The sequence below is a fragment of the Amycolatopsis sp. NPDC048633 genome (assembly GCF_040650695.1).
In the GTDB taxonomy this organism is placed as follows: domain Bacteria; phylum Actinomycetota; class Actinomycetes; order Mycobacteriales; family Pseudonocardiaceae; genus Amycolatopsis.
This window is the reverse complement of the sequence record NZ_JBEZHS010000001.1, coordinates 550134-562622: the sequence shown is the minus strand read 5'-3', so window position 1 is coordinate 562622 and position 12489 is coordinate 550134. Positions and strand designations below refer to the sequence as shown.

The 12489-nt window shown below is 69.7% G+C and carries 14 protein-coding genes; 7 read left to right on the top strand and 7 right to left on the bottom strand.

What is annotated here, in order from left to right:
• Window positions 1-155: 155 nt before the first annotated feature.
• From AB0C38_RS02820 to AB0C38_RS02805, 4 genes are all read left to right on the top strand, one after another.
• On the top strand, window positions 156-890 hold the full coding sequence (locus tag AB0C38_RS02820) for a MerR family transcriptional regulator (RefSeq protein WP_360665447.1): 735 nt from the start codon (window positions 156-158) through the stop codon (window positions 888-890).
• 153 nt (window positions 891-1043) lie between these two features.
• On the top strand, window positions 1044-2234 hold the full coding sequence (locus AB0C38_RS02815) for an ATP-binding protein (RefSeq protein WP_360665444.1): 1191 nt from the start codon (window positions 1044-1046) through the stop codon (window positions 2232-2234).
• 261 nt (window positions 2235-2495) lie between these two features.
• The gene (locus AB0C38_RS02810; RefSeq protein ID WP_196425803.1) at window positions 2496-2645 is read left to right on the top strand and encodes a hypothetical protein; all 150 of its coding nucleotides are present in this window, start codon (window positions 2496-2498) and stop codon (window positions 2643-2645) included.
• 233 nt (window positions 2646-2878) lie between these two features.
• The gene (locus tag AB0C38_RS02805) at window positions 2879-3793 is read left to right on the top strand and encodes a bifunctional helix-turn-helix transcriptional regulator/GNAT family N-acetyltransferase (RefSeq protein WP_360665441.1); all 915 of its coding nucleotides are present in this window, start codon (window positions 2879-2881) and stop codon (window positions 3791-3793) included.
• On the opposite strand, the gene AB0C38_RS02800 is transcribed toward AB0C38_RS02805, so the two are convergent.
• Window positions 3790-4365 carry a peroxidase-related enzyme gene (locus AB0C38_RS02800; RefSeq protein ID WP_360665439.1) on the bottom strand — a complete coding sequence of 192 codons (576 nt, stop codon included), beginning with the start codon at window positions 4363-4365 and terminating at the stop codon, window positions 3790-3792. The genes AB0C38_RS02805 and AB0C38_RS02800 overlap by 4 nt on opposite strands.
• Before the next feature lie 31 nt (window positions 4366-4396).
• On the opposite strand from AB0C38_RS02800, the gene AB0C38_RS02795 reads away from it, so the two are divergent.
• Complete coding sequence (locus tag AB0C38_RS02795) at window positions 4397-4999, top strand: hypothetical protein (protein WP_360665436.1); 603 nt, start codon at window positions 4397-4399, stop codon at window positions 4997-4999.
• Between the two features lie 5 nt (window positions 5000-5004).
• Here AB0C38_RS02795 and mctP read toward each other — a convergent pair whose 3' ends face one another.
• Together mctP and AB0C38_RS02785 are read right to left on the bottom strand one after the other, a co-directional pair.
• Window positions 5005-6657, bottom strand: a complete 1653-nt coding sequence (mctP, locus tag AB0C38_RS02790) for a monocarboxylate uptake permease MctP (protein WP_360665433.1) — start codon at window positions 6655-6657, stop codon at window positions 5005-5007.
• Window positions 6654-6932, bottom strand: a complete 279-nt coding sequence (locus tag AB0C38_RS02785; RefSeq protein WP_360665430.1) for a DUF3311 domain-containing protein — start codon at window positions 6930-6932, stop codon at window positions 6654-6656. The genes mctP and AB0C38_RS02785 overlap by 4 nt, the downstream gene beginning before the upstream one ends.
• Window positions 6933-7121: 189 nt before the next feature.
• On the opposite strand from AB0C38_RS02785, the gene AB0C38_RS02780 reads away from it, so the two are divergent.
• On the top strand, window positions 7122-8741 hold the full coding sequence (locus AB0C38_RS02780) for an alpha/beta hydrolase (RefSeq protein WP_360665427.1): 1620 nt from the start codon (window positions 7122-7124) through the stop codon (window positions 8739-8741).
• A 116-nt stretch (window positions 8742-8857) separates the two neighbouring features.
• Window positions 8858-9130, top strand: a complete 273-nt coding sequence (locus AB0C38_RS02775; RefSeq protein ID WP_360665424.1) for a helix-turn-helix transcriptional regulator — start codon at window positions 8858-8860, stop codon at window positions 9128-9130.
• Here the strand turns inward: AB0C38_RS02775 and AB0C38_RS02770 are convergent.
• Genes AB0C38_RS02770 through AB0C38_RS02755 form a run of 4 tightly spaced genes read right to left on the bottom strand, consistent with a single transcriptional unit; the run spans window position 9127 to window position 12487 of the window.
• A complete protein-coding gene (locus AB0C38_RS02770; protein WP_360665421.1) occupies window positions 9127-9705 on the bottom strand; it encodes a hypothetical protein in 579 nt (192 codons plus the stop codon). The two genes, AB0C38_RS02775 and AB0C38_RS02770, sit on opposite strands and share 4 nt — an antisense overlap.
• 30 nt (window positions 9706-9735) lie before the next feature.
• Entirely contained in the window at window positions 9736-11016 is a 1281-nt protein-coding gene (locus tag AB0C38_RS02765) for a DUF6297 family protein (RefSeq protein ID WP_360665418.1), read from the bottom strand.
• Complete coding sequence (locus tag AB0C38_RS02760) at window positions 11010-11615, bottom strand: ABC transporter ATP-binding protein (RefSeq protein ID WP_360665415.1); 606 nt, start codon at window positions 11613-11615, stop codon at window positions 11010-11012. Before AB0C38_RS02760 ends, AB0C38_RS02765 begins: the two co-directional genes overlap by 7 nt.
• A complete protein-coding gene (locus AB0C38_RS02755; protein ID WP_360665413.1) occupies window positions 11612-12487 on the bottom strand; it encodes an LLM class F420-dependent oxidoreductase in 876 nt (291 codons plus the stop codon). Before AB0C38_RS02755 ends, AB0C38_RS02760 begins: the two co-directional genes overlap by 4 nt.
• Between the last annotated feature and the right edge of the window lie 2 nt (window positions 12488-12489).

Genomic DNA, 12489 nt, shown 5'->3' with positions numbered 1-12489 from the left:
GCCGCTGCCTGGTCGAACCTATCGCTTGGATGCCCGCTCCGCCCACGCTCGAACCCTCATCGGTGTTTCTGCGCGAATATCGCACCAACCCTAGAGAGAACTAGAAAGACTTAGCGGTTGACCTTGACGCGGCGTCAACTTCTATCGTCGAAGGCATGGAGTGGTCGATCCAGGACATCGCCCGCTCGGCCGGGACCACGAGCCGGACGCTGCGCCACTACGGCGCGGTCGGCCTGCTCGAGCCCTGCCGGATCGGCAGCAACGGCTACCGCTACTACGACGAGCAGGCGCTCGTCCGGCTGCAGCGGATCCTGTTGCTGCGCGAGCTCGGCCTCGGGCTCCCGGCCATCGCGGAGGTCCTGGACGGGCAACGCGACCGCGTCGTGGCGCTCGAGACCCACCTGGAGCTGCTCGAACAGGAGCGACGGCGGATCGGGCGGCAGATCGACTCGGTCCGGACCACGCTACGGAAACTGAAGGGAGGTGAACGACTGATGGCAGAGGAAGTTCTCGACGGCTTCGACCACACGAAGTACGAGAAGGAAGTGACCGAGCGCTGGGGCGCCGAGGCCTACCGGAAGGGCGACCAGTGGTGGAGCTCGCTGTCGGCCGAGGAGAAGCAGGCCCACCAGCAGGAGCAGCGGGACATCGCCGCGGCGTTCGGCGCGGCCCGGGAGGCCGGGTCGGCTCCGGACGCCGACGACGTCCAGGCGATCACGCGCCGGCTGCACGCGTGGCTCAAGCCGGCGGTGTCGTCGGTGTCCGCGGGGTACTTCGCGGGCTTGGGTCAGCTGTACGTCGACGACCCGCGCTACGGGTTGGAAGGCCCGGCCGCGGAATTCGTCCGCGACGCGATGAAGATCTACGCGGAACGGAACCTGAGCGACTAGCGCCACGTCGTAGTGCGCGCTGGGGGTAGGGACGAGCAGGGCTGCAGACCTGTTCGTCTCTATGTACGGCCATCCGGTCGAACCTCGGCGACACGCCTAGCTGTCTATGGCGGAATATCGGGCCCGCGCTAGATACGTCGATAGCTTGGCAGAGTGGACCCCATCCGCAACCCCTTCGCACCGGGCGCCGGCCAACGGCCGCCCGAGCTGGCCGGGCGCGAGCGTGAGCTCAAGGCGTTCGAAGTGGTGCTGGAGCGGGTCGCGCGGGGGAGACCCGAACGCAGTCTGGTGCTCACCGGGCTGCGCGGGGTCGGCAAGACCGTGCTCCTCGGCGAGCTGCGCGCGATGGCCGTCCGGCACAAGTGGGGCGCCGGGAAGATCGAGGCGCGGCCGGACGCCGACCTGCGGCGGCCGCTGTCCGCCGCGCTGCACCGGGCCATCCGGGACCTCGCCGTGCGGCACCGCGCGCCGGACCGGGTCGAAGAGGTGCTCGGCGTGCTGAAAGCGTTTGCGCTGCGCGCCAACAAGGCCGACGCGAAGCTGCGCGACCGCTGGCAACCGGGCATCGACGTGCCCGCCGCGCAGGGCCGCGCCGACTCCGGCGACATCGAAATCGACCTCGTCGAGCTCTTCACCGACGTGGCCGAGCTGGCCGCGGACGTCGGCACCGGCGTCGCGGTCTTCATCGACGAGATCCAGGACCTCCAGCCCGACGACGTCTCCGCACTCTGCGCCGCCTGCCACGAGCTGTCGCAGTCCGGTGCGCCGCTGGTCGTCGTCGGCGCCGGGCTGCCGCACGTGCCCGCCGTGCTCTCGGCGTCCAAGTCGTACTCCGAGCGGCTCTTCCGCTACGCGCGCATCGACCGGCTCGACCGCGAGGACGCGGACTTCGCCGTGATGGCGCCGATCGAGCGTGAGGACGCCGACATCGAGCCGGAAGCGCTCGACGCCCTCTTCGACGCCTCCGGCGGCTACCCGTACTTCATCCAGGCCTACGGCAAGGCGGCCTGGGACGCGGCGCCGTCCGACCCGATCACGGTCAAGGACGTCCAGGTCGCGGCGCCCGAGGCCGAGGCGGAGCTCGCCGTCGGGTTCTTCGGCTCGCGCTACGAGCGCGCGACGCCCGCCGAGCGGGAGTACCTCCAGGCGATGGCCGAGCTGACCCAGGGACGTGACGAGCCCGCCGGCACCGCCGACGTCGCCGTGTTCCTCGGGCGGAAGCCGTCGTCGCTGTCGCCGGCCCGCGACAGCCTGATGAAGAAGGGCCTCGTGTTCTCCGCCGAGCGGGGCCAGATCGCCTTCACCGTGCCGCACTTCGGGCACTACCTGCTCAAACGCGACTGACCTGGGCTTTTCCGGTCGTCCCGCGCTGTATGCGCGTCACTAAGTTTCTATTGGAAAATCACTATAGTTTTCTATAGAGCTGTAGCGGGTTGCTTCGCCGTGACGGCGGCCACCCTCGATCTCTCCGGCTCTTTCCCAAGTTTGCCGATGATTCATCGGCAGGTGTGCCAAGTCACCGGACATTCATTGGAATCCTTGTGAAAAAAGGTGCATACTAGAAGCACAAGCCACCAAGACCCTCCGAAGGGGATGCAGACACCGATGAACAACATCGCCGCCAAGCTCCGTGCTCGTCGCGCCGAGGCTCGCACTCGCCGGTCGCTGAACCGTGCGATCGACACCGCCGCCACCGCGACGGTCCGTCAGGAACTCATCGCGATCGCGCAGGCTCGCTCGGGCTACATGCGCTGACCTCCGCCTCGCCCCGGTGGCGGTCGCCCATTCGAGTGACCTATGCCACAAAGTGCTGAGGCTGTAACGCCACACAAAGTGGCGTCGATACCCCCTACGACCCCGTGATGCTGGCGGACCCCCGACCTGGCAGCATCGCGGGGTTTCCCATGTCCGGGGTCCGAAAATCTTCTTGCCCTCGCCGGCTTCCGCAGTATTCTTTGACTTCGTCAACCAACTTGTTGAGGTGGTCAATGAACACCGACCGGGTGGCTGCGGTCCGCGCCTTCAACCGGCTCTACACCGGCGTCATCGGCGTGCTCGACGAAGGGCCGGCGGACGCCGAGTACTCGCTGCCGGAAGCCCGCGTGCTCTTCGAGCTCGCGCAGGAGGACCCGCTGGCCGTCACCGACCTGCGGAAACGCCTCGACCTCGACGCCGGGTACGCCAGCAGGCTGCTCGCCCGCCTCGAGTCCCGCGGCCTGGTCTCCCGCGAACGGTCCGACGAGGACGCCCGCCGCCAGCTCGTGCGGCCGACGCAGGCGGGCCGTGACGCGTTCGCCCTGCTCAACCGCCGGTCCACCGACCGGATCGGCGGGCTGCTGAGCCGCTTCGACGAGGAAGGCCAGCAGCGGCTGCTGGCCGCCATGCGCACCATCGGCGACGTCGTCGGCGACCGGAAGCGCGATCCGGCGCTCGTGCTCCGCCCACCACGACCGGGCGACCTCGGATGGGTGGTGCAGCGGCACGGCGCCCTCTACGCCCGCGAGTACGGCTTCGACGTCCGCTTCGAAGGGCTCGTCGCCGGCATCGTCGCGGATTTCGCCGCTCGTGACGACTCGGGCCAGGCGTTCTGGATCGCCGAGCTCGACGGCGAGCGCGTCGGAAGCATCGCGTGCGCCCGCGCGCAGGGCGCGGACACCGCGAAGCTGCGGCTGTTGCTGCTGGAGCCGTCGGCCCGCGGCCACGGCGTGGGCAAGCGGCTGGTCACCGAGTGCGTCGAGTTCGCCCGGGCGCACGGCTACCGGACGATGGAGCTGTCGACGGTGTCCATCCTCGACGCCGCCCGCACGCTCTACCGCGCGGCCGGGTTCGCACTCGCCGGCGAAAAGGACTTCGACGACTGGGGTCCGAAGCTGACCGAGGAGACCTGGCGCCTCGAGTTCTAGCGGGGCACCCGGCCGAGCAGGAAGAACTCCGGGTTCGGGCGCAGCGCGGTCAGGTGCGCGAGGCGGTTCGACATCGCGAACAACGCCGTGATCGCGCCGACGTCCCAGATCTCGTCGTCGGTGAGGCCGGCGTTGCGCGCGGCCGCGAGATCGCCGTCGCCGAACAACGCGGAGTCCTGCGCCAGGGCGAGCGCGAGGTCGACGATCGCGCGGCCGCGCTCGTCCAGCTCCACCTGCCACGGGTTGCTCGACACGCGGTCGGCCAGCTCGGGGTCCTTGGCGCGGATGCGCAGGATGGCCCCGTGGGCGACGACGCAGTAGGTGCAGTGATTGGCCCCGGACGTCGCGACGACGATGAGCTCGCGCTCGGCCTTGCTCAAGCCGTCGGAGCGTTCCATGAGGGCGTCGTGGTAGTCGAGGAAGGCGCGCAGCTCGGCGGGGCGATGGCCGAGCGCGCGGAAGATGTTCGGCGTGAACCCGGACTTCTCCGCGATCACGCCGACGCGCTCGCGAAGGTCGTCGGGCAGGTCTTCGAGTTCCGTGATCGGGAACCGGCTCACCGCGTCGCTCATGTCCTCACGCTAGCCGTGGTTGGCTGTGCACGTGACGGACTACGTCGACGGGTACTGCGAACGAGTCGGGCCCGGGCTCTGGGGTGAACCGCTCAACAGCCTCAGCAATCTCGCCTTTCTCCTCGCCGCGGTGCTGGTCTGGCGGCTGGCCGCGGGCGACCGCGTCGGACGGCTGCTCGCCGGGCTGATCGGGCTGGTTTTCGTGGCGAGCACGGCGTTCCACCTGGTCGCGACGCGCTGGGCCGCCGTCGCGGATTCGGTGAGCATCCTTGTTTTCATGCTGGTCTACGCCGTGTTGTTCGCGCGCGTCTTCTACCGCTGGCGGCTGGCCTGGCTCGCCGCGCCCGCGTTCGTCGCGCTCACCGTTGTCACCGCGTTGCTCGGCGGTGGTCTCTACCTCTCCGCGCTGATCGGGCTCGGGATCTTCGCCGCTCTGCTGGCCTTCGAGCGCGACGCGTATTGGACGCACTTCGCCGTCGCGGGTGCGGTTTTCGCGCTGTCGCTGAGCTTGCGCGCGCTCGACCGGGACGTGTGCGACTACGTCCCGGTCGGCACGCACTTCCTCTGGCACCTGCTCAACGGGCTGGTGCTCTACCTCGTCTCGCGGACGATGGTGCTCCGGCACCGTCCTTAGTGGACTTAGTGGGCACCGATGGGGCGCAGGTCCTTGTCGTTCTCGTCGGCGTGGTAGTCCTCGGCGTTGGTGTCGTCGGTGCCGTTGAAGACCTTCATCCGGCGCGCGATCACCGTGACGATCACCGCGACCAGCAGGTTGGCGATCAGGGCGACGAAGCCGACGTAGATCTGGACCTGGGAACCCGAGAACGGGTGCCAGCCGAGGATCGACAGGTTGCCCAGCGGCAGCGCGGAGCCGCCGAAGTGCTGCTTGCCGCCGGCCCCGGGAATCCCGTACAGCATGATCAGGCCCCAGCCGATGCCGACGACCCAGCCCGCGATCAGGCCCCAGCGGTGGAACCAGCGCGTGTAGAGCGAGAGCGCCACGGCCGGCAGCGTCTGCAGGATCAGCACGCCGCCGATGAGCTGCAGGTCGATGGCGTACTGCAGGTCGAGCAGGATGATCGCCGCGACCGCGCCGAGCTTCACGACCAGCGAAGCGAGCTTCGCCTGCTTCGCTTCCTGCTGTGGAGTGGCGTCCTTCCGGATGTACTCCTTGTAGATGTTGCGGGTCCACAGGTTGGCCGCGGCGATCGACATGATCGCGGCCGGCACCAGCGCGCCGATGCCGATCGCGGCGAACGCGATGCCGGCGAACCACGACGAGAATTGGGTGTCGAACAGCACCGGGACGATCGTGTTGGTGTCCGGCTTGCCGGTCGCCGCGTTCGTCAGCGGCTTGACGCCCGCCGTGATCGCCACGTACCCCAGCAGCGCCAGCAGGCCCAGCACCAGCGAGTACGCCGGCAGCGCGACCATGTTCCGCTTGATGACGCTGCGCCCGCGCGAGGCCAGCACGCTGGTCAGCGAGTGCGGGTAGAGGAACAGCGCCAGCGCCGAACCCAGCGCCAGCGTCGCGTACTGCAGCTGGTTGTTGGCCGTCAGCAGGATCGACCCGGCCGGCTTGCCGGTCGTCGGGTTCGGCGTGCCGAGCTTCGCCGCCGCCGTGTCGAAGATGTGCGACCAGCCGCCCAGCTTCGAGGGCAGGTAGACGATCGCCACGAGGATGACGATGTAGATCAGGATGTCCTTGACGAACGCGATCAGCGCGGGCGCCCGCAGGCCGGACTGGTACGTGTAGAAGGCCAGGATCACGAAGGCGATCAGCAGCGGCAGGTGCCCGACGAAGCCGGAGCCGTTGATGCCCATCGTCCGCAGCACGGCTTCGAGGCCGACGAGCTGCAGCGCGATGTACGGCATCGTCGCGACGATGCCGGTGATCGCCACCAGCAGCGCGAGGATCGGGGAGCCGAAGCGCCCGCGCACGAAGTCGGCCGGGGTCACGTAACCGCGGACCCGCGAGACCGACCACATCCGCAGCGCCGGGAGCAGCACGATCGGGTAGACGACGATCGTGTACGGCAGCGCGTACAGGCCGAGCGCGCCGGCGCTGAAGACCAGCGCGGGCACCGCGACGAACGTGTACGCCGTGTAGAGGTCGCCACCGAGCAGGAACCACGTGATCCACGAGCCGAACTTGCGGCCGCCGAGGCCCCATTCGTCCAGGTGGTCCAGCCCGCCACCGCGCTGCCAGCGCGCCGCCATGAACCCGAGCACGGTGACCAGCGCGAACAAGATCGTGAAGATGATCAGTTCGGGCCACTGCAGGTTGCTCATCGAGCGTCCCCCTCGTCCAGGTCCTCGACGCTCAGCTTGTCCGGGGCGTCACCCGTCGGCTTGTCCCGCGTCATCATGTAGACGATCCAGGTGCTGAGCACCCCGATCGCGACGAAGAGGAACTGGAACCAGTAGAAGAACGGCATCCCGAACAGCCGTGGACCGTCCATGTTGAACAGTGGCGTGACCAGGACCAGCAGCGGGACGATCAAGAGCAGGTTCCACGGGCTGAACTGGAACCCGCGCACCTTCCCGTCGTGCTTCTCAGTCGACATCGGACCTCACCTAACACTCCCGTAACCGACCGCCTGACCTTAGAACCTGGGTGACGGGACGTCACGTCTGTCCGATATCGATTTGATCGCCACGCACCGCGTTGCCGACCAACGTCGGTTGCCGCGCCCTGACCCGCCCTATATCAATAGCCGGACTCCGCACGCGAAAACCCGATAAGGGGCAACCGTATGACACGACTCCGCTACGCGGTGGTGATCCCGGCCATCGCCGGCACCCTGCTGGCCGGGTTCACGCCGGCCTTCGCAGGCCAGGAGGTCGCGGCCGCCAAGCAGCGGCTGAACTCCACGAACATCCCGGCCCAGTACGCGAACCAGAAGCTGGACTGGCACAAGTGCGCCGTCCCCGACGAGCTGCCGACGGCCCCGCCCGCGGGCGCCGAGGACATGGAGTGCGCGACCTACAAGACGCCGCGCAACTGGTACCAGGCGAACGCCCAGATCGACCTGACCATCGCGGTCAGCCGCCTGAAGGCGACCAAGGACGCGACCGCCAGCGTCGTCACCAACCCCGGCGGCCCGGGTGCGCCCGGCCGGAACTTCCCGGCCCGGCTGCGCAACCAGCCGAAGCTGCGGGAGCACCAGGAGATCATCGGGCTGGACCCGCGCGGTACCGGCAAGAGCACGAACATCACGTGCGGCGGTGCCATCGGCACCGGCTCGGACCTGGACCCGCGTGACCGCGACCGCCAGAACCTGAACCTGATCGTCCAGGCGACGAAGTACGCGGCGCTGTCCTGCCAGGCGAAGTCCGGCGAGCTGGGCCCGCTGATCAACACCGACCAGACGGTCAAGGACATCGACCTGCTGCGCGTGCTGCTCGGCCGCGACAAGATCAACTGGGTCGGCTACTCCGCGGGCACCTGGATGGGCGCGCACTACGCGCAGGCCTACCCCACCCGCACCGGCCGGTTCGTGCTCGACTCCTCGACGGAGTTCACGACGACCTGGCAGAAGTCGTTCGACTGGCAGCCGCTCGGCTTCGAGCGCCGCTGGCGGCAGGACTTCCTCCCGTGGATGGCGAAGTACGACAAGCTCTACCACTTCGGCACCACCGGCGAAGCGGCCCGCCAGACGTACGAGCAGGTCCGCTACGTCCTGACCCAGGGCGCGGTCACCCTGCCCGACGGCTCGTCCGTGTCGGCCAACGGCCTGGACGCCTTCATCGCGTCTTCGATCTATTCGAAGCGTTCCTTCCCGGGCCTGGCCGACTACCTGGTCAGCGTCCGCACGCTGACCCAGGGCACCGCGTCGGCGCAGGCCAAGACGTCGGCCGCGCAGAAGGTCAAGGCCGCCGACAAGAGCACCGACACCTCCGGCGCGCAGCCGCTGATGGTGCCGACCGACGGCGACTCCTACGACGCCAGCTTCTGGACCATCCCGTGCAACGAGGGTCCGTGGACCGGCACGACGAACAGCGCCATCAAGGACTCGCAGAAGCTGATCGACAAGCAGCAGCCGCTCCTGGGTGCCGGCTGGTTCATCCAGCCCTGCCTGTTCTGGAAGAAGACCCCGGCGCCGCTGCCCGTGCTGAACGGCAAGGGTGTCCCGCCGGTGCTGATCGTCGAGTCGGAGCACGACCCGGCGACGCCGATCGAGGGTGCGCGGCGCGCGCACAAGGCGTTCGCGAACTCGCGGATGCTGACGATCACCGGTGAGGGTGACCACGGGATCTACGCCGGCGGCAACGCGGGTGTGGACAAGGTCGTGGAGGCCTACCTGGTCGACGGCGTCGTGCCGAACGACCAGAACCTGCCCGGTGTGGCACTTCCGGTGCCTCCGGGCGCCTGACGCCACTAGGTGTTGTGGGGCCCCGTCGAGCTTCGGCTCGGCGGGGCCCCTTCCACACCTGTGCACAGAGTTGTCCACAGGCGGTGGACAACTCGGGTGGTATTAGTATTGGTCTCATGGTGCGAGTGCCGCTGACGAACGAAGAGCGCGAACGGGGCGAACGCCTCGGGCAGGCGCTGCGGGCGGCGCGGGCCGGCCGGAGCATGGTCGAGGTCGCCGGCGAGGCCGGGATCTCGGTCGAGACGCTGCGGAAGATCGAGACCGGGCGGATTCCGACGCCGGCGTTCTTCACGGTCGCGGCGATCGCGGACGCCGTCGGGCTGCCGTTGGAGGAGCTGCGGGCGGCTGTCTCGCCGGCGGGGTCGCCACCGCTCTCCCAGGCGAGCTAGATCGGGCGCAGCTGGTTCAGGATGTGCTCGCGGTCGTTGAGGAACGCGCACGCCGCGACCGGCAGGTCATAGCTGTTGAGCAGCTTCTCGAAGTCGGAGAACTCGTCCGTGGAGAACGCGAACCCGACCTTGACCGCGTGGGCCGCCAGGACGTCGGCCAGTTCCTCCCACTCGCCGGACCACAGCAGTGTCCGGTAGTGCGTGTACTCCTCCGGGGACAGCCGGTCGGCGAGGCTCGTCAGCACGCTGTCGGCGAAGAAGCTGATCCGGTTCTCCTGCAGGTCCGCGACCGTCGGGTTCGCCGGGTCGCGGGCCGCGTCGGCGTTGCGGATCACGCCGGGGCCCGCCACCGGGTACGCCGTGTGGACGTGGCCGTTCTCCTCGACCAGCACGATGAGGTGCACGGTGAACCGCTCACCCGCGCAGCGCCAGCGGCCGTTCGGCTGCCGCCACCGGGCTTCGCCCGGGTCGTTCGCGACGTCCTTGACGACCGAGATGATGTGCTCGTTGCTCCAGCCGGGCGGGAACTCGCTGGTCGCCCTCCGCCCGACGCCCGGTGCGTGTCCGCCGCCCACCGCTGCTCCCTTCGTCGGAACGAGCGTAGGTCAAACGGCCGCGGACAGCACGACGATGCCGACGACCAGCAGATCGAGACCGCGGAAGAGCTGCCGGGCGAGGTTGGCGGGCATCGGCCCGGCCGGGGTGTCCACGAAACCCGGATTCGCGTAGTCAACCCCGGTGCGCGTGACGGTCCGGATGATCGAGAGCACCGCCAGCGGCACGGCGAGCCAAGCGCCCAGGCCGAGCGACGTCCCACCCGCGAGGGTGACCACGGCGAGCACGCCTGCCCAGAGCAGGCCGGCGACGGCGAGCACCACGCCGTGCGCCAGGACCAGCTCGCGGTTCGACGACCCCAGCCAGCGGCGGCGGCCCGGGTTGCGCCACAGCTCACCGAGCCCGGCGCCGAACGGCGTCAGCGCGACGTACGCGCCGATGCCGGCCAGGACCGCGCCCGGCAGGGTCGGGAGCGCGAGGTGCGCGACGACCACCGCGAAGCAGACCAGCACCGCCGCCCCCGCGTAGCGCGACCGGCCGAGCGTGCCCGCCCAGGCCAGCCGCAGCGGCGTCGGGCGGCGCAGGGAGATCCGCCCGGTCGGCCCGGACGGCGGCAGCAGCATCATCGGGTCGAGGAAGGTGACGGCGACCGAGCGCAGCACCCGGCCGTCCCACCCGGCGAGCAGCACGGACCGGCCCGCGCGCGGCACCGGCTCGCCGCCGAACGCCAGCGGCAGCGCCGCGACCAGCACGCCCGCGGCACCGAACTCGACGGCCACCGGGCCGACGCCGAAGGAGGTGACCGCCAGCCCCAGTACCGCCAGCACCAGCGGGCCGAACGCGTCGAACCGCAGCGACGTCCGCCTCGCCGAAGCGAACGCAACCACCGCGGTCGCGGCGACGACGGCGACGCCCGCGCGCCACTGGTCGAGCCCGGCCCCGCCGACGGCGAGCATCAGCGCCGCCAGGTAGCCGGTCACCGCCACCACGCCGGTCCAGGCGCCGAGCAGCCGCAGCGTGACGACGCGACCGCGATCGACCGGCGCGAAGTCGAGCCAGGTCAGCTCCGCCGGTTCGACCCACACGAAGCCGCGGCGCAGCAGGCCGCGCCAGCCGACCGCGCAGCAGAGGATCAGCAGCCCGAGCACGGCCGGGAAGTCCACGTGGGACGAGCCGTAGACGGCCTGGCGCCAGGCGTCGACGTGGAAGAACGCGGTGAAGAGGAACCCGAAGCCGAAGAGGAAGGCGAACGAAGCCATATCGCCGCTGAAGATCCCGCCGAACCGCTTGCGGCCCGGGATCCGCATCCGGCGCGGCGCCAGGGTCACCACAGTTCGAGCACGCTGTCCGCGGCTTCGAGCAGCGGCGGGTGGTGCGTGGCCACCACGACCGCCGCGCCGGCCGCCGTCGACCGGGCGATCACCTCGACCAGCCACTCCTTGCCCGCGGTGTCGAGCGCGCGCTCCGGCTCGTCGAGCAGCAGCACCCGGTGCGGGCGAGCGGTGACGCCGAGCAGGAGCAGCCGGCGACGCTGGCCCGCGGAGAAGTGCCCGGACGTGACGCGCATGCGTTCACCGAGGCCCGCGTCGTGCAGCAGCTCCTCGTGGTCGCCGAGGTCGGCGCCGAACGAGCCGGCCAGGAGCTCGAGGTGCTGCAACGGCGTCAGCTCGGCGAAGAAGTCGGAGTCGTCGAACAGCACGGACACCTTGCGGCGGAACTCGACGTCCCGCTCGTCCGGCACCTTGCCGTCCACCAGCACGCGGCCCCGCTGCGGCTTCTGCATGCCGTAGAAGCAGCGCATCAAGGTCGACTTGCCGACGCCGTTGGGCCCGACGATGGCGGCGCACTCGCCGGGGTCGACGGAGAAGTCCAGGTCGTCGAACAGCCACAGTTCGCCGGCCCGGACGCCGATGCCCTTCGCGTCGATCATCGGAGCGCTTCGAGCACCGGGGCGAACTGCTCCATGTTCTGCTCCAGGACGGTGTAGTAGGTCAGGCCGAACCGCTCGCGGTGCGCGTGGAGCTGCTCGGCGACCTCGGCGGGCGAGCCGACCAGCGCGGTCGGCACCTCGGCGAGCTGGTCGACGCTCAGCACGCCCTTCGTCAGCTTCGCCAGCTCTTCGAGCGCTGCCGCGCGGTCGTCGGTGATGTGGACGAAGTGGCAGAGCAGGTTGAACTCGGCCTCGCGGTCACCGAGCTTCGACCGGACGAACTTGACGCGCTCCTCGATGTCCTCCGCGCTGGCCGGGACGAGAGCGCCGCCGTCCGGCGTCTTGGCTGTGCCGGTGAACCCGATGATGTCGGCGTGCTCGGCGGCCAGCGTCAGGATGCGATCGCCACGGCCACCGAGCAGCAGCGGCGGTCCTTCGGGACGCGCCGGCCCCGGCTTGTGCTCAGGGTCCGCGTACCGCCGCTTCAGTTCGAGAATCGTCCGCTCGAGGTGGTCGACGCGCTCGCGCGCGGACGGGAACGGCATCCCGGCCGCCTCGAACTCCTCCTTGACGTACCCCGCGCCGAGCCCCAGCTCCAGCCGGCCTTCGGTGAACTGGTCGGTGCCCGTGACGTCCCGGGCGAGCAGCACCGGGTTGTAGAAGGGCGCGTTGAGCACGAAGGTGTTCAGCTTGACGCGGGAAGTGACCTCGCCGGCGAGCACGAGCGCGGGGAACGGCGGGGCCATGCCGAGGTGGTCGGCCGCGGACAGCACGTCGTAGCCGAGGTCCTCGACCTTGCGGCACTTCTCGACCCACGCGGCACGGCTGTCCGGTACGACCATGTTGACGCCGAAGCGGAAATCCCCAGTCATGG